The sequence below is a fragment of the Pseudomonas sp. 1 R 17 genome, from assembly GCF_900067035.1.
Lineage (GTDB): Bacteria > Pseudomonadota > Gammaproteobacteria > Pseudomonadales > Pseudomonadaceae > Aquipseudomonas > Aquipseudomonas marginalis.
The window spans coordinates 95,472-116,348 of the sequence record NZ_FKLB01000022.1; the positions used below are offsets into that span (position 1 = coordinate 95,472).

The window sequence follows — 20,877 nt, forward strand, 5'->3', positions numbered from 1 at the left end:
ACCAGAGGGGAAAGATGCTGCCCGACTACCTGCTCAAGCTGGCGCAGGCGGTGGCGGCAGAGCAGCAGGGCATCATCGAAGAGCTCGAGCAACTCACCAAAGGCATTGACCACATCAAGACCATTGTCGCTGCCCAGCAGTCCTATGCCGTTGCCGTCAGTGTCGTCGAGACAATACCGGTCTCGGAATTAATCGATGATGCCTGGCGCATGAGTGCCGGCTCACGGATGAATCAGGAGGTGACGGTGGTCAAGGACATTGCCGACTTGCCACTGCTGTCGCTGGACCGGCACCGGGTGCTGCTGATTCTGGTAAACCTGATCAAAAACGCCAGGCAGGCGTTGGACGGCGTGGTCGATCGCAGCCCGTGCATCACGTTCAGCGCCTCCCTTATCGGTGACGGAGCAGTCTTGCGTATCACGGTGGCCGACAATGGCAACGGGATTACGCCAGAGCACCTGACGCGTATCTTTTCCCATGGCTTCACGACTCGCAAAGACGGTCACGGTTTCGGCCTGCACAGCTGCGCGCTCGCTGCACAGGAAATGGGTGGCAGCTTGACCGTGCACAGCGACGGGGAAGGGCAGGGCGCAACCTTCATCCTCGAGATCCCTCTTGATGCGCCGCAGAGTAAGCGATGAGTATCGAACAAGCGCCCTATGGGCTGGGCCGTGGATAAAGTCCTATCAGGTTCGATTTTCAAGCCAGCTGTGCGCTCCCACTCAGTTTGAATCTCGGGGGCCGGTCTTATCAGCAACCGTCATTTTTCCGTGCTGGTCGTTTTCGCGTCATTTGACGCCTCTTTTTGAAAGCGCAGCAGGGTATCGTGATACGTTTTTCTTCGACGATGGTCCGTGTCATAGCCGCCGTTAGCGGCGACAGTGCCGGCTTGAATATGGTCCAGATAACTGAACAATCTTCGTGCTGACAGAAAGCTGATCGCATAACCCAGCTTGACCATCTTGTCTTGTAGAGCGTATCCCGGTACCCGGTTATCCATCATGAAGCGCAAGTTATGTTGTTTAATTACATCGCAGTTCCATAAGGTGCAAAAACTTTTCAAGTGGGTTTCTCTGAAAGGCTTGGGGTTTTTAGAGGGTAGCCCCACGTAACGCATGAGCGTTCGGTAGTGGTACTTCATCAGTCGAGTACCGAACCGCCAGGCAGTTCTTAAAAAACCGCGATTGATCTGTTCTGTACAACCGACTGCCACTGTACGCGGCGTTGCAGTACTTTGGCTCATCATCATGCTGAACACATCGGTATCAAATACAAATGTGTCCGTATGAAGCAGGAATAAGTACGGAGTTTCAACGTATCCCAAAATCAGATCAAGGGCTTTACCATGCGCGATGTATCCGGCCTCTCGAGGGTGGGGAATCCGCTCTACCAAGTTGATCCAGTCAAGTGTCCGCAGGTAGTGGGTGCTTTCATCGGCGGAACCGTTATCCACTACCCAGACCGGAACTTGATGGTATATAGCGTAGTCGCGTAGCAATCCTAAGCAAAGGCGTGTCATGTGCAGCGTTTTATAATTAACCAGGGCGATACTGTACGAGGCATGTTTTGCCGAATGAGCGTTGTCGTCAGGCATTAGTCAAACACTCCAGAATGATATATCGGTAGTGCGTCGTTTTCGACTGGGCCGGCAGGCTTGATGGTGCGCCATCACCTCATGAGTGGCCGGGGGCAGGAGAGGCGCATCAGCCAAGCTTAATAGGTTGCTCTGTTTGGTAGCGTTAATTTATGGTTAAGGTGGGTAAATAACAGAGTGGGAAGTAACTCGGAGTGCTCGTGGTATTTACCATTACCTTACCGACTTCTGACATTTTTCAGGCTGGCTACGTCGTAAGCTTGTTCGTGATAGTGCGCAGTAGTGCTGGCACTGCGTAACCGATAAAAGTGGAGATGGTTATGTTGAGTAAACAATTCGCCAATGGCCCGTGTGCGTCTCGGCAGCTGGAAATATCTGGCTTGCACCAAGACAGTCTTCAGGATCAATTACGTAAGCTCCTCGGTCATGGTTTTAATCTGGTGTTATTTTGCAGCAGCGGCCAATATGGTGGTCGATACTGCCATGTGCAAATACACCATGACAAAAGTGGGATGGAGCTTGAGTTGCATGGCGTATTCGACGAACGCTTCGTGCATGAGGCGTGCCTGGCCATAGAGGAAATAAAGAAGCAAGTGCGCTTGGCGATAGGGCCACTTCGAGGTATACCAGCACCTGCTCGGAGAAAAGCACATACAGCCCGTTATTGACGAATTACACGGGCTGGCGAAGTTACGCCGCACACGCCAACGGCGGAGCAATCAACGGTCCCAATAGCGCACTGGTCATGGGCTGACTGCACGTCAAGTCAATCATTGGTGCTTTCTTCATCCCTGAGTTGCCGACTCATGGCATCGCAGCTCTGCGACCACGAGGTCAGCCATTCCGGCATCTCTGGCGACCGTTCGGGCAGTCCCAGTTCTCGAACAAACTCGCTTGGCGGAACAATACCTTTCGCTGAACGGAATAGACCTCGCATTACGACAACGCCGATCACTCTGCCTTTACTCACAAATCGATGCTCCATGAAGCTCCACTTGTCGTCCCAGCCAAGCATCCTTGTGTGGATTTCAAACGCTTCAAACAGTCTAAGCTCGCGACGAAATTTACCCCAAGTGTCTCCGACGATGGGCAGCGCCTTTGCTCTAATAGCTACTCGATAGGCGCCACTGCGCAAAACGAAATCCATGCGTCCGACATCGGCCAGGGTGAAATATCGGCCGTTGGTGACATGTCGATTGAAGTCGAGGTCCAGTGGCCAGACGCGCATTCGGATAACGGTCGAATCCAGCGCTTTTGCCGGTTTGCGCCAAGGTCGACGAAGCAGCATGAGGAGAAGTCGAAACCAGAGATTCATACAGACGCCGATAGTTGAATGATTGGCGTACTTTAAAGTGCTGAGGGCTGAGCCAGGTAGGTCCCTAAATGACTTAATTCTGCGCAAAAGTACATTCCGATCACTCATTCTATGGTTTAAGTCTTTCGAGCGGGTTTCGCCGGCCTCTATCGCGCTATCTGCGGCCTGTGGTTTTCGCGACCTTTGTCCGCCAGTTCTCTGCGATTGCCCAAGGTGCACGGCGAGTCGCTGGGGGGGACGTCCTCCCCCGACCCCCTCCAGCAAGCAAACACCCGAAAAGCTGCAACTGGACGGCTTTTAATCAGTGCCATCTATCTCAGGTCCTCTGTTAGATTAAATATATATAGCTTGCCGAGTGCAAAGCTGTTGGAAGTTATAAAAGGGTTGAGATGTCAGGAAGTACTCTGCCTTGTGCGAAAAAGTGTCATAAATAAAATTTCTTTTGATTCAATTGGCGAGAACAGGCAGTCAGTAATTTAAGAAAGTCAATATGCGATGTCATGAAGTTTTATTCATATGGGTGGCTGAGGAACCCTGATTTGCGATGCTTGATATTGCTGCAACCCTTCAAGTACATTTCATTTGATTTCCAGTATCAACGCTCACCAACAGGAAGTTATCCTATGCCTGCGCGTATCAAGATGATATTGATGCGGTTGCGGCGACAGGAGCACACTGGATAGGCATATTTGCTGGTATCAATGAAACGTCACAGAAATATCGAATTAGAAAATCAAAAGCACAGATACAAGATCTCATTAAACGACGTGTGCTGTATGCAAAATCACTGGGCCTGAAAGTTCGCTACGCCGCCCGATTATCGGCGAGTACAGCTTCGTACACACCGCAAAGCTTCATGTGACCGCCAGCTCCCGAAATAGAAACTGCTATCACTGGATAGACCCGGTTTACTTGAGCGAGTAAGCCGTGCCATGAATCTTATGCGAGCACCTCAACATGATGGGTCATGAGTGGTTGACAGGCGTCGGTCTGATTTTCCTCGGAATAATAACGGGATTCGTCGGGACCAACACCGGTGGGAGTGTTTTTTTGACCGTTCCGGTGATGATCTGGCTGGGGATTGCACCTCAGTCGTCGATCGCCACTGCGCGCCTGGCCTCGGTAGGCACCATGTTTGCCGGACTGCGGCACTTCCATAACCAGGGAAAGGTCGATTATGCGTTGGCCTTTCCAGCTGCGGTACTGGGGTTGGTTGGGGCTCTGGCAGGCGCGAGCCTGCTTCTTCAAATAGATCCCGCGCTGCTGCACAAGGTAATTGGCGGGCTGACATTGCTGCTCGTCGCACTGTCCCTTATAAAAAAACCTAGTAGCGGCGAAACACCTCCCTCAGCGATCAGACGTCTGTTTGGTTATATCCTCTTTATACCCGTAGGAATGATCGGCGGGTTATTTGGTGGGCAAGCCAAACTCTCGACGTATTTATTCATTATCTTTTTCAGAAAAACCATCAGCGAATCGGTGGGGACCCGCAAAGTCGGTGGGCTGGTTCTCTCGGTGGGTTCATTACTGATTTTCGGCGTCAGCGGCATCATTGACTGGCAGTACGGATGTTGTTTGATTATTGGCACGCTATTGGGTGCAAATGCCGGCGCGAAGTTTGCCTTGAAGAAGGGCGACCAGTGGATGGAGGCAGTTTTCAATCTAGTCGTGGTCGCGTTGGCATTGAGGATGCTGTTCTGGTGACCAGATCGGATGGGTACTCGCAAATACGTAAATGGTCTCACCTGTTTGCCAAGCCTTCATCCACAAATGGTCATGTCCTGTCTTTTATGTATTCGATCTCACAGGGTGTAGGCGCAAGCTTTGGGTTTTGCTTGCCTGGCGGCGGTATCAGGGAGTGCCATCTAGTACATCACCCAAAATCGAACTCAGGATGTACTAGAAAAATGTTGGGGTGAAGTGAGTGTGAGGGACAAATGTTGGCAACAAAAAACCTGCACAAGGCAGGTTCTATGTGGGTTTCAGCGACTTCTTGGGAGGTCGTGGAACGTAATGATGGTGCCCGAACCCGGAATCGAACCGGGACGCCCTTACGAGCGGGGGATTTTAAGTCCCATGCGTCTACCAGTTTCGCCATTCGGGCGGTAGCGCGTTGTTACAGGGTTGGGAATATATAGATCCAGGCGCTTCGACGCAAGGTCGGTCTGCCGCTTTCTTGAATGGACGGCGCCTGAAAAAGCTTGGCAGATCAGTGATCTACATCGGCTTTAACAGGCGAACCGGAGGATTCCTACAGTACGGGAACAAGCGGTATAAATGACAGTCATAGCAATATGCCATCTCGGCAGTCTGGAAAGGAATCGGTTGATGCTCAGTGTTCGCAGGCGCTATTGGATGGTTATTGCAGGTGTCGTGGGACTGTTGGCCGGTACGGCACAGGCTGGGAGTGCGGTGAAGTGGGGGGATTTCAGCGCGTCAGGCGGTGATCGGTTGACGGGGACTTCGCTGGAGGCGGGCAATCAGTATGTGTTGAAGGCGTCGAGCATTTCGGTGGGGGATATTGAACAGCTGCAGGCTGCGCAGAAACGTACCGAGAGTGAGGTGCAAGGCCTGAAAGGCAAGCTGGAGGGGCAGGACCGCGCGTTCGATGAGTTCAAGCGCAGGGACGGTTCGAGCGCCAGTTCCAGTGACAGCCAGTTGGCGAGCCTCAAGCGCACGGTCGAGGATCAGAACAGCACGATCGAACGGCAGAAAAGCGATATCGAAGGTTTGAAGCGCAGCCTGGATGATCTCAAGCGCAGCGTGGATACCTTGAGCAGCAAGGTCAAGTAGCCTGGCCGCATGCGACATGCGGTCGGTCATGAGCCTGGATGCGGGTGTAAGGTAGGGCGTGCAACGCTGGGAAATCTCAGGAAAGCGAGGTGACTATGAGCGCTCCACTGCTGAAGAAGCTGCATCTGAATGGGTACGACATCGTGCAGGTCAATTTCGGGCCATGGCGGGTGTGTACGCCCCAGGATCGGCTGGCGTCCTTCAATTCCCGTGAACAGGCACTGGCGTATGCCGCCACGTTGCCGGGTTACCAGGCACGCAACAGGCCGGTGTCCAATGATGATTGATTGAAAACGAAGCCCCGGTTTGTCCGGGGCTTCTGCGTTTCTGCTTATACGAAAGGCTGTGCGCCGAAGCCGCGGGGCAGGCGCTGTCGCCCTGGCAGATCGGTCAGGCGCTGCGTCCAGGCACTGCGCCAGTCGGTGCTGGTGTGGGTCTTGGCCTGGCGCGAAGCACGGCGTGCGGCGTTGCGCTGGTTGCGGCGCGCTTCCTTGTAGGCATCGGTGTTGCGGCAGGTGCGGCACTTGACCCGATTCAGCTCGGTGCTGGAGGGCAGGCTATTGCCGTGATGGCCGCAGGCCAAATGCCCGGCAACCTTGAAGTGAATGACCATGTAAGCGTCTCCTTCTTATAGGGTACGCACATCGGTAAACCCACAATGCACGCGGGGAGGGCGGGGGTAAGAAATCCCGGCACCTGAGGTTACGACCCCATGGGCGCAGCAGCGTTCGGTTTTGCCCCTGGACCTGTTCAACACCCCCGCCTCGGCGCTACCCTGCCATGCCACTGATCATGAAAAGGAGTGTGTGATGAGCGTCGAGACCCTGCCCCTGGAAGGCAGTTGCCGTTGTAACCGGGTGCGCTTCAGCGTGAGCCAGGCGCCGGTGATTACCATGGCGTGCCACTGCACCGGCTGCCAGAAGATGACCGCCAGTGCGTTCTCCCTCAGTGCACTGATTCCCGCCAGCGCGTTCACGGTGACCCAGGGCTGCCCGGTGGTCGGCGGCCTGCACGGGGTCGATCGTCACTATTGCTGCCCGCACTGCATGAGCTGGCTGTTTACCCGCCCCCATGGCATCGATGAGTTCGTCAACGTGCGTGCGACGCTGTTGGATAATGCTGCGGAGTACGTGCCCTTTATGGAAACCTGGACCCGCGAAAAACTGGCCTGGGCTACCACGCCGGCAGTCGAAAGCTTCGAGCAGTTGCCGCAACCCGAGGACTTTGCACGGTTGCTGCAGGCCTATGCCGAATTCAGCGCTCGCTGAGTTCAGTCAATCAAGGCGAGCAGGTCCGTATCGCCCACGTCCTGCCCGGCCTGGGTCAGCAGCGTGGTGACCTGGCCTCGATGGTGGGTCTGGTGATTGAAAAAATGCACCAGCAGGGCGCCGAATGTCTTGCTGGCCGCCGCGCCGCGCATGTTGTGGTAGTGCAGGCGATGGTCGAGGTCGGGTTCGCGCAGGGTGTGCACCCAATCGATGATCAATTGGTCCAGCCAACGCCGCCGGGCGGCGAGTTCACCCAGGTCGGCGAACGCCAGTTGCTTGAGGTCCGACGGCGCGGCGATGCTGTTCAGCGGCGCCAGCGTCGCGTAGCCGGCGGGGTGCAGGGCAAAGCGTTTGAGCCAGACGGTGTCGCCCAACGTGAGATGGTTGAGCGTGCCGAAGACCGAGCCGAAAAACGCTTGGCGGTCCACGCGCAACTCATCGTCCGTAAGCCTGGCAGCCGCGTCATAGACCTTGCGGTTCATCCACTGGTTGTAGGTCGCCAGCAGCGTCATTTGTTCGATACGGTCCACGTGCTCTACCCCTCGTTGGCAATGGTGCCGCCATCATAAGGTAATTACCTGGACGACCCGCCACGGCAACTGCACCGGGAGCAGCAGGCCAGGCCTAAAACCTGAGCGTCGCACCGGTGGTCAGCCATTGATTGCGTTCACCGCCCAGGTCGCGCCCGAGCACCAGGTCGACGTCGACAAACTCCCCGAAGTGCAGGCGCGGCCCTGCTTGCCAGGCCTGGTCACCGCCTTCCTGGCCGTAACGTTCAGCGATCAACGTGAGGGCATCCATCAGTTGATACTCGACGCCGGTGCCCCAGCTCAGGCGCTGGGTTTGCTCGCCGTCGTTGTAGGCATGGGCCCAGCCGGCATTCAGGTTCAAGCGCACGGGCGCCAGCGGTTGCCAGGTCAAGGGGAGGGTGAAGTCGGCGCCGTCGAACCCGTGTCGTCGATCAAGGGCAAGATGCGCCCCGGCGGAGATCGCCATTTCCAGCCCCAGGTCTTGCCGTGACAGCACCTGCGCCTTGAGTTGCGGACTCACCTGGGTCTCGCCCCGGCCTGCGCTGTCGGCCCGTGACAGCGCCGCGCCCCACTGCACCGAAGGCAGTACGCTGAACGTGCACGCGGGAGACAGCGTTGCCGTGTGCGTGTTGCCGGCGTGCCGGTCGGCGCTGTACCAGGCGTCGAGATTGCAGGCACCCGGTGCGTTGATTGCGCCGTCATCGACCACATAGGCGCCACCGGCGGCATGGGCCTTGGACACCAGGGCAATTAACAGGATCGAACCCAGGGTGATACCGATAAACAGCAGGTTGCGCCGCAGCGCCCGCTGTTTTGCCGGCGGCAACAGCAGCAGGGTCTGGCGCGCGCCGCGATAGTGCCGCGCACGGTATTTGGCAAACCCGTCCGGGCGCTTCGGGGTGTGTTTGTTGTGCATGATGCACCTCGCTTGAATGTCAGTTCTCTACGGTCAACACCGAAATGCCGCTGGCCCTGGCCTGGCAGACCAGCTCCGACGTGTCGTCACCACCTGGCAGCGCGATGACCACGTCCGCGCGGCTGTCGGTCAGCATGAAATGGTTGCGCTGGCGCTCCGCCTGCTTGCCGTGGCGTTGCCAGTTGGGCGGGTAGCGCACCACGTCGATGCCGAGTTCCCGCGCCCAGTCCTCGATGGCGCTGCCGAGGAACTGGTTGCCGCCGTGAATCAGCACCTGCACGGGGCGCAGGCGGTGGTAAGCGTCCAGCACTTGGCGGGACTTTTTGCAGTCGGCGTAATGACGACCGGCACAGATCAAGACGCGCATGATCCTATTCCTTGTAATGCACGGTGGCGGCCGGGCGACCGCCACCGTTTAAACGGCGGGGGAACTCAGTACCACTGCTTGAAGCGGCGGATGTAGAGGGTTTTCATCAGTTGGGCCACGCAGCAATAGCTGAGCAGCGTGCCGACCAGCCACGGGAAGTACGCCAGCGGTAGCGGTTGCAGGCCCACCAGGGTGCCCAGGGGCGAGAACGGTACGTAGATGCCCAGCGCAATCACCACGCCGGTCATCATCAGCACCGGCCATGCCGCCGTGCTCTGGAAGAACGGAATCTTGCGGGTGCGCAGCATGTGCACCACCAGGGTTTGCGAGAGCAGGCCCTCGATAAACCAGCCGGACTGGAACAGGGTCTGCATTTCCACGCTGTTGGCGGCGAACACGTACCACATCAGGGCAAAGGTGGTGATGTCGAAGATCGACGAGGTCGGCCCGATCCAGATCATGAAGCGACCGACGTTCCTGGCGTCCCACTTGCGCGGTTTGGCCAGGTACTCCTTGTCCATCTTGTCCCACGGCAGGGCCAGCTGGGAGATGTCGTACATCAGGTTCTGCAGCAGCAGGTGAATCGACAGCATCGGCAGGAACGGGATGAATGCACTGGCCACCAGCACCGAAAACACGTTGCCGAAGTTGGAACTGGCGGTCATGTTCAGGTACTTCATGATATTGCCGAAGGTTTCGCGGCCTTTGAGCACGCCTTCTTCCAGCACCATCAGGCTCTTTTCGAGCAGGATGATGTCGGCCGATTCCTTGGCGATGTCCGTGCCGCTGTCCACCGAGATACCCACGTCGGCATCCCGCAATGCCGGTGCGTCGTTGATGCCGTCGCCGAGGAAGCCGACGGTGTGGCCGTTGGCTTGCAGGGCCTTGAGCACCCGGGATTTCTGCAGCGGCGTGAGCTTGGCAAATACCGTGCGCTCCTCAACATGGCGCGCCAGGGTGGCGTCGTCCATAAGCTCGATCTCCACCCCCAACAGCGGCCGGCCTGGTTCGAGGCCGACCTGGCGGCAGATCTTGCTGGTGACCACGGCGTTGTCGCCGGTGAGGACTTTGACCGTCACGCCGATCTGCTGCAGGGCTGCAATCGCCGGGCCGGCGGTTTCCTTGGGCGGATCGAGGAAGGTCAGGAAGCCCTGGATCACCAGGTTGCGCTCATCGGCGGTGGTGTACTGCTGGCGGGCCAGGGCCTTTGGAATGTTGCGCGTGGCCACCACCAGCACGCGGAAGCCGTCTTCGTTGTAGTCATTGGCGATCGCCAGCAACTCCTCGCGGCGGTGCTCATCCAGAGGCACTGCACTGCCGGCCTCCATCACGTGGGTGGCAATGTCCAGCATCTCCTCGACGGCGCCTTTGCACACCAGCAGATGGTCGTGGACAGCGTCCTTGACCACGATGGAGAGGCGACGGCGCACAAAGTCGAACGGCAATTCATCGACCTTGCTGTAGGCAAACGGCAGCTGGAACCTCGGGTTCTGCTCCGAGAACTGCACCACGGCCTGGTCCATCAGGTTTTTCATGCCGCTCTGGTGGTAGCTGTTGAGCCAGGCCAGGGACAGCACCGCATCATCGCGCTGGCCGAAGGCGTTGACGTGATGCTCGAGGATGATCTTGTCCTGGGTCAGGGTGCCGGTCTTGTCGGTGCACAGCACGTCCATCGAGCCGAAGTTCTGGATCGCGTTGAGGCGCTTGACCACTACTTTGCGCTTGGCCATCGCCGTGGCGCCCTTGGCCAGGTTGGCGCTGACGATCATCGGCAGCATTTCCGGGGTCAGGCCCACGGCAACCGCCAGGGCGAACAGGAACGCATCGCCCCAGTCACCCTTGGAGAAGCCGTTGAGGAAGAACACGATCGGTACCATCACCAGCATGAAGCGGATCAGCAGCCAGCTGACGCTGTTCACCCCGCGATCGAATGCGGTCTGTACCCGGGAGCCGACAATCGCCTTGGCCAGGGAGCCAAAGTAGGTGCGCGGCCCGGTCGCCACCACCACAGCTTTGGCGCGGCCGCTGACCACATTGGTGCCCATGAAGCAGATGTTCGGCAGGTCCAGCAGGTTGCCCTGGTCGGCGGCGACCGGCCCGGCGGATTTTTGCGTGACGTCGCCGAGGGTGTCGTACTTCTCCACCGGCAAGGCTTCGCCGGTGAGCACCGCCTGGCTGATAAACAGGTTCCGGGACTCGATCAGGCGGATGTCGGCAGGGATCATGTCACCGGCCGACAACTGCACGATATCGCCGGCCACCAACTCGCGCATCGGCACTTCGCGCAGGGTGGGCTGGCTGCCCACTTGCTCACGGCGCAGCACCGTGGCAGTGGTGCGGACCATGGCTTTCAAGGCTTCGGCGGACTTGGTCGAACGGTGCTCCTGCCAGAAGCGCAGCAGGCTGCTGAGCAGGACCATGGTCATGATGATGACGACCTTGGTGGGATCGGCTTCTTCACCGTCCTGCATCGGCAGCCAGCAGTCGGTGAAAAAGCTGATGCCGCCCAGGGTCAGCAACACGTAGATGAACGGGTTGTTCAGGGCCTGCAGGAATTGCACGATGGCGTGAGGCGGTTTGTCATGGGCCACTTCGTTGTGGCCTTCCCGTTGCAGTCGGGCAGTGGCGTCCAGTTCGGTCAGGCCATCCTGGGTGGCGCGTACGTTGGCCAGGGTGGCCGACAGGCCGTTGTGGGCTTCGCGGGCGGCACGCATCGACAGTTTGGTGTCGCTGGCGGTGCCGGTTTTCTTCTGCAGTGGCGTGTTTTTTACGGCGCTCATTGTCTGTGCTCCTGTCGCCAATTCTCGACAAAACATACCCGGTACTTACCTGAATACAGGCGAGCGAAAGCATGCCGAGTCGCTGACTTCGCGATCGGTTTAAATAAGGTGCTTGGATAACTTTTACTGGCGCGTTAGTTATAAGGTGCGCAGCGAACTACAACTGGAAAGTTTCATAAAGAACTCCAGGGACTTAATCAGGAAGTTATTGTTTCAGCGGATTGAACGGCGCGGGCGCTCAGCACTATCCCAGGCTGAAAAGCGGCGGTCTCTGCGGGTCTTTGGGGGAGGGGGCAAAGCAGGGCGTGCGTCGTGGCAGAAAAACCACGCGGGCATGGCAACGCTTGGCTCGCAAGGCTGCGGCCAGTGTGGGTGCATCGGGCAAAGCAAGGGTTGGGAAGGTCATAACACACCTCGGGACCGGACGGGCGACCGGCGAGGCAGTTACGGCGGAGCATCAAGCTCCAGCGCAGCTTACCGGACCGGGGAGGCGAGTCCTGTCATGTTCTGGATTGGGCGCCCGACGCCCGCCAGGGCGGTGCTCGGACGGCGACTGGATACTGTGTCCATTGGCTTCTTTTGTGAGGGTTAAAAAAGGCCCCAGTTGCGGGCAGGGGCAATCTACTCAGGCAGTTACAAAATGTCAACGCATGATTAATTAAATAGCCCGGTGTTCAGAGTTCATTCAGACAAGAGGCACTCGAAAGTTACCCGATATATAACTTCATACGCCCTGTGCGGCGAGAACGGCCAGATAGATCAGCACTAAACCGCAGGCGCCATAACTGATGCGTTGCCACATGGGCGATGCATTCTTGCGCAGCAGGTTCACCAGTGCGGCGATCAGAAAGCATGACAGCACCGAAGCCAGCATGAAGCCGGCGAAAAACATCAGCGTCTGCCCATGGCTGGGCGTAGCGCCGACGATGCCTGACAGCGCGCTGCCCAGCGCCCCCCAGTAGACGATGTTTTTCGGGTTGGCCAGGGAAATCGCCGCGCCCACGGCCAGCGCATTTTGTCGGGTGCTGGCCGGTGCATCATCGGCTTCGGGCAAGTGCCAGGCGTCGATCAGGCTGCGTACGCCCAGCCACGCCAGGTACAGCGCGCAGATGATCGTCAGCGGCACGCGCACGGCGTCATGCTGGATCAGCAGTGCGATGCCGGTGAGGCCGATCACTGCCCACACGGCATCGCCTACCAGCGAGCCAAACTGCACCAGCAAGGCGGGTGTGAAACCGTGGAGCAAGCCACGGCGCAACGTCTCCGCCAGCACCGCACCGGGGGAGAGGCAAAACACAAAGCCGAATACCAGTGCGTAAAAAAAGATCGTCAGCATGCCCGCGTCCTTTCAGGAAAGTGCGAGAGCATACGCTGGCAGAGGGATGGGAATCCATATCGCCGCAGCGGATTCATCCAGCCGTCAGGAGGTGGCCATTTCCAGCAGCGCTATGCGCTCGAGTTCGACCTTCAGCTCGCCAGGGCTGAGGCGGGCAAAGGGCAGGGCGAAAAACGCCCGGCAACGGCTGGCGATGGTCTCCAGCGTGGCATCGAATGCCGCCTGGATGCTGGCCTGGTCACCTTGAACCTCCGAGGGATCTGCCAAGCCCCAATGCGCCTTCACCGCCGGCCCGAAATACACCGGGCAGGCTTCGCCCGCCGCCTTGTCGCAGACGGTGATGACCACATCCGGCGGGCTGTCTTCAAATGCGTCATTGCCCTTGCTGTACAAGCCTTCGGTGCGGATACCCGCCGCCTGCAAGGTGCTCAGGCTGCGCGGCAGGACCTGGCCCTTAGGGAAACTGCCGGAGCTGACCGCGGCAAAACCCTGCGGGGCCAGGTGGTTGAACATCGCTTCGGACAAGATGCTGCGACAGCTGTTGGCGGTGCACATGAACAGGACTTTCATTGCGGTTTCTCCGTTAGATGCTCAGGCGCAACGCGAGGGCGGCGAGGGTGATCAGCAGCACCGGCAAGGTCAGCACAATCCCGACCTTGAAGTAGTAGCCCCAGGTGATGGTGATGCCTTTGCGCGCCAGGATATGCAGCCACAACAGGGTGGCCAGGCTGCCGATGGGGGTGATTTTCGGGCCCAGGTCGCTGCCGATCACGTTGGCGTAGATCATCGCGTCCTTGACCACGCCCACGGCATGGCTGGACTCGATGGACAGCGCGCCGATCAATACCGTCGGCAGGTTGTTCATCGCCGAGGACAACAAGGCCGTCAGCACGCCAGTGCCCATGGCCGCACCCCACACGCCGTAAGTGGCAAAGGTATCGAGCCAGGTCGCCAGGTAGGTGGTGAGGCCGGCGTTACGCAAGCCGTAGACCACCAGGTACATCCCTAAGGAAAAGACCACGATCTGCCACGGGGCTTCCTTCAGCACCTTGCGCGTGGAGATCTTGTGGCCCTTGGCGGCGATCACCAGCAGGAGTACGGCGCACACCGCGGAAATCGCGCTGATGGGAATGCCCAGGGGTTCCAGGGCAAAGCAGCCGATCAACAGGATGCCGAGCACCCACCAGCCGGCGCGGAAGGTGGCGCGGTCGTGGATCGCGCTGGCGGGGTCTGCCAGGTCGGCGGGGTCGTAGGCCTGGGGAATATCGCGGCGGAAGAACCACAGCAGCACCGCCAGGGTGGCGGCGACACTGACGACGTTGACCGGCACCATGACCGCGGCATATTCGTTGAAGCCGATCTTGAAATAGTCCGCCGAGACGATATTCACCAGGTTCGACACCACCAGGGGCAGGCTCGCTGTGTCGGCGATAAATCCCGCGCCCATCACAAACGCCAGGGTCGCCGCCGGCGAAAAGCGCAGTGCCAGCAGCATCGACATCACGATGGGGGTGAGGATCAGCGCCGCGCCGTCGTTGGCAAACAGCGCCGACACCAGGGCGCCGAGCAGCACCATATAGGCAAACAAGCGCCGGCCACGCCCGCGCCCCCAGCGCGCCACATGCAGTGCCGTCCAGGCAAAGAACCCGGCTTCGTCCAGCAGCAGGCTGATGATGATCAGTGCGACAAACGTCCCGGTGGCATTCCAGATGATGTGCCAGACCGCCGGGATATCCGCCAGGCTGATCACGCCACAGGCCAGGGCCAGGATCGCGCCCATCGTGGCGCTCCAGCCCACTCCGAGCCCCTTGGGCTGCCAGATGACCAAGACGATGGTGAAAATAAAAATGGCGACTGCGACAAGCATGAATTAACGCTCCGGTGGCTCAGCAGCAGGTGCTGGCTCGTTGTGGTCTGTCGCCCATTGCATCCAGACGCTGTGCGTCGCTGTGCAACCATGGCTGGTTGGCTTGCAGGGTGATGTCCAGCACCTGGTTCACCCAATCGGGCAGTGCCGGGTTGACGCGGTAGTAGATCCATTGGCCCTGGCGACGATCCAGCAGCACACCGCAACTGCGCAGTTGCGCCAGGTGGCGGGAGATTTTTGGCTGGCTGTCGTCCAAGGCATGGATCAGTTCGCAGACGCAAAGTTCGCCTTCACGCTGAATCAATAGCGTCAGGCGCGCCCGAGTGGCGTCGGCCAGGCATTTGAACAGGGTGGGCGGTGTAAGGGGATCCGACATGACCATTGCCTATATACATATGGAAATTCGAATATACGTATGTCCATATGTTTCGGTCAAATCCTGTTTCAATTGATATGGATCAAACCTCGGGAAAACTGCCACAAGTGATTGAAATTAAAATGAAACACGAATGTCCTAAAGTGCCTCCCCATTGCTGATGAAGGAAGACCCGCGTGACCCGTGCCACTCGCAACCTGCGCAAAACCCTGGATTCCGTCGCGGAAAATAACGAAACCGCGGCATTCGACCTGATGCGTGCCGTTGAAAAACTCGGCGATGAAGTGCTGCGCCAGCGCTTGCTCAACACCATTCACCGGCTCAACCAGGACGCTCACGAACTGCGTGAAGCGCGGGATTCGGTGGAGCAGGTGTCGGTCAGGCTCGCCTGAGCAAGATCGTTCAAGACAAGCTCCATCTTGCGCTGGCATGCTTGTGGACTGTCTGTCGATGAGCCGTTTCCATGCCTGCTGCCTTACCTCATTACGCCTTCGCTCGTGGTGCAATCGCCGTCATTCCCCTGTCCCTGGCCTGTGCACCCTGGGGGCTGCTGGCCGGTTCCATGGCCATCGATGCGCAATTCACGCCACTGCAAGCCCAGGGCTTGTCCGCCATTGTGTTTGCCGGCGCTGCGCAGTTGGTCGCCATTGGCATGGTCAAGAGCGGTGCCAGCCTGATTTCCATCGTGTTGACCACCTTGCTGCTGACCTCCCAGCACCTGCTGTATGGCATGCACCTGCGCCCGATTCTTTCGCCGCTCAAGACCCGCTGGCGCATGAGCCTGGGCTTTCTGCTGACCGATGAGTTCTTTGCGCTGGTCAACCACTATGACCGTGAAACCTTCAATCGCTGGTACGCCCTGGGCGTTGGCCTGACGTTTTACATCGCCTGGAACCTGTTCACCCTGGCCGGCATCGTGCTTGGCAAAAGCATCCCAGGCCTTGATCAGTTGGGCCTGGAGTTCTCCATCGCCGCCACCTTTATCGCGCTGATCACCCCGGTGGTGCGCGATGTGCCGACGGTGGTCTGCGTGGCGGTGTCGTTGTTGTTTTCCGTATGGTTGAGCTTCCTGCACTGGGAGTCGGCCGTGGTGGTGTCGGGTGTGCTCGGCATGAGCGCAGGGTTTTTCTGTAAACGCCTGGGGGTTGGGCAGCGATGATTTACCTGATGATTGTGGCCATGGGCCTGGTGGTTTTTTTCAACCGTTATCTGTTTATCGAGCCGCGCCTGCCGGTGCGCCTCAACCGTGGGGCACGGGAGTTTCTCGGGTTTGCGGTGCCGGGCATGCTCACGGCGATCTGCGGGCCGATTATTTTCCTGGCTGATCACCAGCTCAACCTGAGCCCGGCCAATCCGTATTTGCTGGCCGGTATCTGCGCCGTGGCGCTGATGTTCTGGACGCGTAACGTATTGATGACCGTGCTGCTGAGCATGGGGTTGTTCTACCTGTTTCGCGGGTGGCTCTGAAGCGCAGGCGAAAAAAAGCCCGCGGGAGGGCGGGCAGAAGGACACTTCTAAAAATGAGCCAGGCCACTATAGGCGGCATATTCTCCCTCCACAGTGAAACAAAATTCATGGGGGCGTCAGTCAGCCTTGCGGCAATGGTACAGTCGCGTTTTTTCCAACGAGGCAATGGCATGCACAAGGTGGTAATGGGCGCATTGGTATTGACGGCACTGGCCGGTTGCGCGGGCTCGAAGATGAACGAGGCGCGCCTGGGGGCTCCCTACAAGGCCATGGCATCGGACAAGGCCACGCTGGTAGTTGCCGAGTGCATCCAGTTTGGCTGGCAGGATGAAAGCGTGTTTGGCGTCGACGCCGGTGGCTTCAAAGAGCCGAACGGGGCCGGTGGTTTCACCGTCTACACCACCGGTGGCGATTACTTCGTCGACGTGCAAAGCGCCGGTGCCGGTTCGTCCGTCAAGTACTACGCCGTTGAAGACACGATGCCGGCCAAGCGTCGCTTGGCGGCACTCGCGACCTGTCTGTAATACGTTGCCTTAGTCATTTCAGGAAACGCCCGGCGGGACAGCCGCCGGACATTCGCTTATGATTCAATCCGCCCGCCCGACATAATGGCTCTTTACCAGTACATGGACGTCGAGGCCTTACCGTCGGGCGGGCACCTTTAGTCTTTATCGCGGCATAAAACCCAAATGCCAGCGCCGGGGAATCTTCAGCGACACCAGCCCCAACACGCCCGCCAATACACCGCTGACCACCAGCGCCCTCAGCCCCATGTGCTGCTCCAGCAGCGCGCCAATCACCGCGCCGACAAACATCCCCGCCCACGGAATCAGTTGCACCCGCCAGCCGTTGCGGCGTTCCCCCAGCATCCAGCGTCCCAGCCCGCGCCCAAAGCGTGACAGTGCCCCGGTCACGTAGGTCAGCCCCACCGGCAAGCCGTTGACCTCTTCCACAGCTGCGTTGAGCATGCCCATCGCAATGATCGCCGCCAGCAGCGCCGGCAAGGTGTCGGCGAAGGGCAGCAAGGCTGCGCCGCAGAGCAAGGTGGCGATACACAGCAATAGGGGCAGGGCATGGCGCCGGCTGAGACGGCCGACCACTACGCCCAAGGCGTTACCGGCGACAAATGTGGCGACCAGCAACAGCAGGCGTGCGGTCAAGCCGAGATCCCCCACACTGATGGCCACGGCCAGGCGCGTGGTGTTGCCGCTCATGAACGAAACAAAGTCGCCGCTGGCCATGAAGCCGATGGCGTCAGTCATGCCCGCCAATACCGAAAGGCTGGCCACCAGCATCAGGCCGACGCGGCCGCGCCAGCGCTTTTGATGGGCCAGTGCGGCATTGGCATAAGGCTTTTTGGGCGAAGGCAGCATAGGGCCGGGTTCCTCGGTGAGATTATCCGGCCACTACCCTAGGACGCTTTGATTGCGCGCGCAATGACCTCAGACACACTCCAGGCGCCAACCCTCAGGTTGCCAGAGCAAGCGGTGGGTTGGCCCGAGCGCCTGGATGAACGCCTCATCATGGGATACAACCATCATTGCCCCGCTGAAGCCCTGCAGCGCCTGTTCAAAGGCGATCACCGATTCCAGGTCCAGGTGGTTGGTGGGCTCATCAAGCAACAGCAGTTGCGCGGGTGTTTCACCCCACAGGGCAATCGCCATCGCGGCTTTCAACCGCTCGCCGCCGCTGAGGTGCACGGTCGGTTGGGTGACCCGCCGGGCATCCAGTTGCAGCAAGGCCAGGCGCGTACGCAGTTCGGCTTCGGGCAGCGGTGTGTCGAGCAGGTTGAGCTGTTCGACGAGGGAGCGTCGGTCATCCAGCAGCGCCTGGTGCTGGTCGATATACGCGCAGGGCACCGGCACCGAGCACTCACCGCTGGCGGGCTGGCAGTGGCCGGCCAGTACCTTGAGCAGGGTGGATTTGCCGCAACCATTCGGTCCTTGCACAGCCACGCGCACCGGCCCTGTGAGGTTGAGTGTGAGGGCGGGATGCTCCAGCCAGGGCAACCGGACCTCCGTCAAGGCCACGACCTGTCGGCCATTGGGCACGACCGACCCCGGCAAGGCCAACAGGGTCGGCGTTTCATCCACCACGCGCTCGTAGGCTTGGCGCACCTGCTCATCCAGCGCGTGTTTGTAGGCGTGATGGGCACTGCGCACCGTGCCGACGACTTCGGTGGCGGCGCTTTTCCAGCGCGCCTTGGTAAACCGGTCCACATTGGCTGTCTCTGCGTGCTTGCGGGAGCGCGCCGCCTGGCGTTGCAGGCTGTCATGGTCTTTCTGCACGCGCCGGCGTTCGCGGTTGCGTTCAAGGCGTGCGTGCTCCAGCGCCGCGACGGCGGCGTGTTGTTCGGTGTCGCGCTGCAGGCGATAGGCATCATAGTTGCCGCCGTAGACGTGAGGGCCGAGTGGGGACAGTTCAATGATGCGCCCGAGGGTGTTGAGTATTTTTCGGTCGTGGCTCACCACCACCAGGCCGCCACGCCATTCCTGCAACAGGTGCAGCAGCCACCGGCGGCCGGCGCTGTCGAGGTGGTTGGTGGGCTCATCGAGCACCAGCAGTTGCGGTGCGGCCAGCACGGCGCCGATCAGCCTGAGCCGCGCCAGTTGTCCTCCACTGAGTTGATCGGCCGGCGTATCGACACCCAGCTGCGCAAGGCCTGCCGTATCGAGTGCGGCGCGCAAGCGTTCGGCAAGGTCCCAGCGATTGTCGATCAACTCAAGGTCATCGACCTGCGCCGTCCCTGCCGCCATGCGTGCCAGTGCCGCCAGCACGGGCGTGGTGCCCGTCAGGTCAGAGAGGGTGTCTCCCGCTGCAACCGCCATGTCCTGGGGGACATAGGCCACGCTGGCCGAGCGCTTGAGCGAGCCGGAGGAGGGGGACAACACGCCGGCGATCAATTGGGCGAGGATACTTTTGCCCCGTCCATTACGTCCCACAATCCCGGTAGGCGTGTGGTCGATGGACAGGTTCAGGTCGTCCAGCAATGTCTCGCCATTGGCGAACTGGAAGCACAGGTGTTGCAGGGAAACCAATACGGGCAGCCGGTTGACGTCAGTCATCAGCACCTCCAAAAAATGTCGGACAGGCCAACAAGCGCGCCAGGCGGCTCGTTGCAGGTACATTCTGGAAGGCTTAGTGATTCACGTCGGCGGTCGTCCCGGAAGTCAGAGGGGGGCCAAGAGCCTAACCCGCCTTGGCATTGCCGGGCAAGTCGGCGGCCAGTTGTTCAAGGAACATCGCCAAGGCGACTTCCTCGGCCTTCAGGCCTTTGCGCCCCCGTGGCTTGGGCAATCTGGACAATTCGCCCAGGCTGAAATGCTCCAGCACGGCCGGGTGGATATAACACTTGCGGCACACCGCAGGCGTATTGCCCAGTTGCCTGGCAACATCCTTGACCATCGCCACCACATGTCGCTTGGCGTCGGATTCCGGTTGCCATTCCAACTCCCGCAGCACCGCCAGCGCCATGGCGGTGCCGGCCCAGGTGCGGTAATCCTTGGCAGTGAAGTCGGCACCGGTAAGATCGTGCAGGTAGGCGTTGACGTCATGGGAGCTGACGGTGTGCCGCTCGCCGTCTTCGTCCAGATACTGGAACAGGTTCTGCCCCGGTAACTCCAGGCAGCGCTTGACCACCGTGGCCAGGCGCCGGTCCTTGACGCTGACCTGGTGCTCCACGCCACTCTTGCCGCGAAACTGGAACTGGATCTCGCTGCCTTTGACATCCACATGGCGGTTGCGCAAGGTGGTCAGCCCGTAGGATTTGTTGTCTCGCGCATATTGGGTATTGCCGACGCGGATCAACGTGGCGTCCAGCAGCATCACCACCGTGGCCAGGACTTTTTCGCGCGTGAAGCCGGGTTCGGCGATTTGCGCTTCGAGCTGTTTGCGCAGTTTCGGCAGGGCGTTGCCGAACTCCTGCAGCCGCGCGTACTTGTCGCTGTCACGCACCTCACGCCAGCGCGCGTGATAGCGGTATTGCTTGCGTCCACGGGCATCGCGGCCGGTGGCTTGCAGGTGCCCGTGCGGGTCGGCGCAGATCCACACATCGGTATACGCCGGAGGGACGGCGAGGGCGTTCAGGCGCTTGATCTCATCGGCATCCCGGATGCGCTCGCCCTTGGCGTCGAAGTACTGGAACTTGCCGCGCACTCGCTTGCGGCGGATGCCGGGCTGGGTGTCGTCAACGTAATGCAGGTCGCGGGGCAGGTCGGCGGGCAGCGCGGAGTCGGGCATGGTGCAGGTTCCTTGGCAACGGATCAGGC

General features: G+C 59.5%; 23 protein-coding genes, 1 tRNA gene and 1 pseudogene. 10 read left to right on the top strand and 15 right to left on the bottom strand.

From position 1 onward, the window contains the following. Positions 1–296 precede the first annotated feature (296 nt). A pseudogene (locus tag BFP99_RS33980) lies at positions 297–641 on the top strand (ATP-binding protein); the annotation flags it as partial. Positions 642–760: 119 nt separating this feature from the next. Here the strand turns inward: BFP99_RS33980 and BFP99_RS07160 are convergent. Next, positions 761–1,594, bottom strand: a complete 834-nt coding sequence (locus tag BFP99_RS07160) for a glycosyltransferase family 2 protein (protein ID WP_065927461.1) — start codon at positions 1,592–1,594, stop codon at positions 761–763. Between the two features lie 320 nt (positions 1,595–1,914). Here BFP99_RS07160 and BFP99_RS32705 point away from each other — a divergent pair, with 320 nt between their 5' ends. Further along, positions 1,915–2,262 (top strand): hypothetical protein, encoded by a 348-nt coding sequence (locus BFP99_RS32705; RefSeq protein WP_137212286.1) that lies wholly within the window; start codon positions 1,915–1,917, stop codon positions 2,260–2,262. A gap of 98 nt (positions 2,263–2,360) precedes the next feature. On the opposite strand, the gene BFP99_RS07165 is transcribed toward BFP99_RS32705, so the two are convergent. After that, positions 2,361–2,909, bottom strand: a complete 549-nt coding sequence (locus tag BFP99_RS07165) for a thioesterase family protein (RefSeq protein ID WP_065946955.1) — start codon at positions 2,907–2,909, stop codon at positions 2,361–2,363. Between the two features lie 960 nt (positions 2,910–3,869). On the opposite strand from BFP99_RS07165, the gene BFP99_RS07170 reads away from it, so the two are divergent. Further along, positions 3,870–4,613 carry a sulfite exporter TauE/SafE family protein gene (locus BFP99_RS07170; protein ID WP_256098101.1) on the top strand — a complete coding sequence of 248 codons (744 nt, stop codon included), beginning with the start codon at positions 3,870–3,872 and terminating at the stop codon, positions 4,611–4,613. Between the two features lie 313 nt (positions 4,614–4,926). Here the strand turns inward: BFP99_RS07170 and BFP99_RS07175 are convergent. Next, positions 4,927–5,013, bottom strand: a tRNA-Leu gene (locus tag BFP99_RS07175). A gap of 251 nt (positions 5,014–5,264) precedes the next feature. Here BFP99_RS07175 and BFP99_RS07180 point away from each other — a divergent pair. Together BFP99_RS07180 and BFP99_RS07185 are read left to right on the top strand one after the other, a co-directional pair. Then, positions 5,265–5,702, top strand: a complete 438-nt coding sequence (locus BFP99_RS07180; protein WP_235865590.1) for a hypothetical protein — start codon at positions 5,265–5,267, stop codon at positions 5,700–5,702. 95 nt (positions 5,703–5,797) lie between these two features. Beyond that, on the top strand, positions 5,798–5,989 hold the full coding sequence (locus BFP99_RS07185) for a hypothetical protein (RefSeq protein ID WP_027606617.1): 192 nt from the start codon (positions 5,798–5,800) through the stop codon (positions 5,987–5,989). Between the two features lie 44 nt (positions 5,990–6,033). Here the strand turns inward: BFP99_RS07185 and BFP99_RS07190 are convergent, their stop codons facing one another. Next, the gene (locus BFP99_RS07190; protein ID WP_027606616.1) at positions 6,034–6,315 is read right to left on the bottom strand and encodes a hypothetical protein; all 282 of its coding nucleotides are present in this window, start codon (positions 6,313–6,315) and stop codon (positions 6,034–6,036) included. Positions 6,316–6,511: 196 nt separating this feature from the next. On the opposite strand from BFP99_RS07190, the gene BFP99_RS07195 reads away from it, so the two are divergent. Beyond that, positions 6,512–6,970: a GFA family protein gene (locus tag BFP99_RS07195; protein ID WP_065927465.1), complete on the top strand. Its 459-nt coding sequence runs from the start codon at positions 6,512–6,514 to the stop codon at positions 6,968–6,970. 2 nt (positions 6,971–6,972) lie between these two features. Here the strand turns inward: BFP99_RS07195 and BFP99_RS07200 are convergent, their stop codons facing one another. The 8 genes from BFP99_RS07200 to BFP99_RS07235 form a co-directional block, all read right to left on the bottom strand. Then, entirely contained in the window at positions 6,973–7,500 is a 528-nt protein-coding gene (locus BFP99_RS07200) for a DinB family protein (RefSeq protein WP_065927466.1), read from the bottom strand. Between the two features lie 94 nt (positions 7,501–7,594). Then, positions 7,595–8,416, bottom strand: coding sequence for a hypothetical protein (locus BFP99_RS07205; RefSeq protein WP_065927467.1), 822 nt, complete (start codon positions 8,414–8,416; stop codon positions 7,595–7,597). Positions 8,417–8,435: 19 nt separating this feature from the next. Next, a complete protein-coding gene (locus BFP99_RS07210; RefSeq protein WP_065927468.1) occupies positions 8,436–8,783 on the bottom strand; it encodes a DUF2493 domain-containing protein in 348 nt (115 codons plus the stop codon). A gap of 65 nt (positions 8,784–8,848) precedes the next feature. Further along, positions 8,849–11,563 carry a magnesium-translocating P-type ATPase gene (mgtA, locus tag BFP99_RS07215; protein WP_065946957.1) on the bottom strand — a complete coding sequence of 905 codons (2,715 nt, stop codon included), beginning with the start codon at positions 11,561–11,563 and terminating at the stop codon, positions 8,849–8,851. A gap of 724 nt (positions 11,564–12,287) precedes the next feature. Further along, positions 12,288–12,899, bottom strand: a complete 612-nt coding sequence (locus BFP99_RS07220) for a LysE family transporter (RefSeq protein ID WP_027606610.1) — start codon at positions 12,897–12,899, stop codon at positions 12,288–12,290. 84 nt (positions 12,900–12,983) lie between these two features. Then, positions 12,984–13,469 (bottom strand): arsenate reductase ArsC, encoded by a 486-nt coding sequence (locus BFP99_RS07225; RefSeq protein ID WP_065946958.1) that lies wholly within the window; start codon positions 13,467–13,469, stop codon positions 12,984–12,986. Positions 13,470–13,482: 13 nt separating this feature from the next. Then, on the bottom strand, positions 13,483–14,766 hold the full coding sequence (locus BFP99_RS07230) for an arsenic transporter (RefSeq protein ID WP_027606608.1): 1,284 nt from the start codon (positions 14,764–14,766) through the stop codon (positions 13,483–13,485). A 19-nt stretch (positions 14,767–14,785) separates the two neighbouring features. Then, positions 14,786–15,142: a metalloregulator ArsR/SmtB family transcription factor gene (locus BFP99_RS07235; protein ID WP_065927472.1), complete on the bottom strand. Its 357-nt coding sequence runs from the start codon at positions 15,140–15,142 to the stop codon at positions 14,786–14,788. 176 nt (positions 15,143–15,318) lie between these two features. Between BFP99_RS07235 and BFP99_RS07240 the strand changes: the two genes are divergently transcribed. From BFP99_RS07240 to BFP99_RS07255, 4 genes are all read left to right on the top strand, one after another. Further along, positions 15,319–15,534, top strand: coding sequence for a hypothetical protein (locus BFP99_RS07240; RefSeq protein ID WP_025856028.1), 216 nt, complete (start codon positions 15,319–15,321; stop codon positions 15,532–15,534). 71 nt (positions 15,535–15,605) lie between these two features. After that, positions 15,606–16,301: an AzlC family ABC transporter permease gene (locus BFP99_RS07245; protein ID WP_027606606.1), complete on the top strand. Its 696-nt coding sequence runs from the start codon at positions 15,606–15,608 to the stop codon at positions 16,299–16,301. Further along, the gene (locus tag BFP99_RS07250; protein ID WP_065927473.1) at positions 16,298–16,609 is read left to right on the top strand and encodes an AzlD domain-containing protein; all 312 of its coding nucleotides are present in this window, start codon (positions 16,298–16,300) and stop codon (positions 16,607–16,609) included. Before BFP99_RS07245 ends, BFP99_RS07250 begins: the two co-directional genes overlap by 4 nt. Before the next feature lie 170 nt (positions 16,610–16,779). Next, positions 16,780–17,133, top strand: coding sequence for a hypothetical protein (locus BFP99_RS07255; protein WP_027606604.1), 354 nt, complete (start codon positions 16,780–16,782; stop codon positions 17,131–17,133). A gap of 144 nt (positions 17,134–17,277) precedes the next feature. Here BFP99_RS07255 and BFP99_RS07260 read toward each other — a convergent pair whose 3' ends face one another. From BFP99_RS07260 to BFP99_RS07270, 3 genes are all read right to left on the bottom strand, one after another. Continuing rightward, a complete protein-coding gene (locus BFP99_RS07260; RefSeq protein ID WP_065946959.1) occupies positions 17,278–17,982 on the bottom strand; it encodes a YoaK family protein in 705 nt (234 codons plus the stop codon). Positions 17,983–18,051: 69 nt separating this feature from the next. After that, positions 18,052–19,674, bottom strand: coding sequence for an ABC-F family ATP-binding cassette domain-containing protein (locus BFP99_RS07265; RefSeq protein WP_065946960.1), 1,623 nt, complete (start codon positions 19,672–19,674; stop codon positions 18,052–18,054). Between the two features lie 124 nt (positions 19,675–19,798). Then, the gene (locus BFP99_RS07270; RefSeq protein WP_065946961.1) at positions 19,799–20,848 is read right to left on the bottom strand and encodes a DNA topoisomerase IB; all 1,050 of its coding nucleotides are present in this window, start codon (positions 20,846–20,848) and stop codon (positions 19,799–19,801) included. Positions 20,849–20,877: the final 29 nt, after the last annotated feature.

Bases quoted from the DNA above. Each gene is read 5' to 3' on its own strand.
- BFP99_RS07255 (WP_027606604.1), top strand. From the start codon at position 16,780: ATGCACAAGGTGGTAATGGGCGCATTGGTATTGACGGCACTGGCCGGT.
- BFP99_RS07190 (WP_027606616.1), bottom strand. From the start codon at position 6,315: ATGGTCATTCACTTCAAGGTTGCCGGGCATTTGGCCTGCGGCCATCAC.
- BFP99_RS07180 (WP_235865590.1), top strand. From the start codon at position 5,265: ATGGTTATTGCAGGTGTCGTGGGACTGTTGGCCGGTACGGCACAGGCT.
- BFP99_RS07265 (WP_065946960.1), bottom strand. From the start codon at position 19,674: ATGACTGACGTCAACCGGCTGCCCGTATTGGTTTCCCTGCAACACCTG.
- mgtA (WP_065946957.1), bottom strand. From the start codon at position 11,563: ATGAGCGCCGTAAAAAACACGCCACTGCAGAAGAAAACCGGCACCGCC.
- BFP99_RS07260 (WP_065946959.1), bottom strand. From the start codon at position 17,982: ATGCTGCCTTCGCCCAAAAAGCCTTATGCCAATGCCGCACTGGCCCAT.
- BFP99_RS07160 (WP_065927461.1), bottom strand. From the start codon at position 1,594: ATGCCTGACGACAACGCTCATTCGGCAAAACATGCCTCGTACAGTATC.
- BFP99_RS07185 (WP_027606617.1), top strand. From the start codon at position 5,798: ATGAGCGCTCCACTGCTGAAGAAGCTGCATCTGAATGGGTACGACATC.
- BFP99_RS07245 (WP_027606606.1), top strand. From the start codon at position 15,606: ATGCCTGCTGCCTTACCTCATTACGCCTTCGCTCGTGGTGCAATCGCC.
- BFP99_RS07230 (WP_027606608.1), bottom strand. From the start codon at position 14,766: ATGCTTGTCGCAGTCGCCATTTTTATTTTCACCATCGTCTTGGTCATC.
- BFP99_RS07220 (WP_027606610.1), bottom strand. From the start codon at position 12,899: ATGCTGACGATCTTTTTTTACGCACTGGTATTCGGCTTTGTGTTTTGC.
- BFP99_RS07210 (WP_065927468.1), bottom strand. From the start codon at position 8,783: ATGCGCGTCTTGATCTGTGCCGGTCGTCATTACGCCGACTGCAAAAAG.
- BFP99_RS07235 (WP_065927472.1), bottom strand. From the start codon at position 15,142: ATGTCGGATCCCCTTACACCGCCCACCCTGTTCAAATGCCTGGCCGAC.
- BFP99_RS07195 (WP_065927465.1), top strand. From the start codon at position 6,512: ATGAGCGTCGAGACCCTGCCCCTGGAAGGCAGTTGCCGTTGTAACCGG.
- BFP99_RS07165 (WP_065946955.1), bottom strand. From the start codon at position 2,909: ATGAATCTCTGGTTTCGACTTCTCCTCATGCTGCTTCGTCGACCTTGG.
- BFP99_RS07270 (WP_065946961.1), bottom strand. From the start codon at position 20,848: ATGCCCGACTCCGCGCTGCCCGCCGACCTGCCCCGCGACCTGCATTAC.
- BFP99_RS07205 (WP_065927467.1), bottom strand. From the start codon at position 8,416: ATGCACAACAAACACACCCCGAAGCGCCCGGACGGGTTTGCCAAATAC.
- BFP99_RS32705 (WP_137212286.1), top strand. From the start codon at position 1,915: ATGTTGAGTAAACAATTCGCCAATGGCCCGTGTGCGTCTCGGCAGCTG.
- BFP99_RS07170 (WP_256098101.1), top strand. From the start codon at position 3,870: ATGGGTCATGAGTGGTTGACAGGCGTCGGTCTGATTTTCCTCGGAATA.
- BFP99_RS07225 (WP_065946958.1), bottom strand. From the start codon at position 13,469: ATGAAAGTCCTGTTCATGTGCACCGCCAACAGCTGTCGCAGCATCTTG.
- BFP99_RS07250 (WP_065927473.1), top strand. From the start codon at position 16,298: ATGATTTACCTGATGATTGTGGCCATGGGCCTGGTGGTTTTTTTCAAC.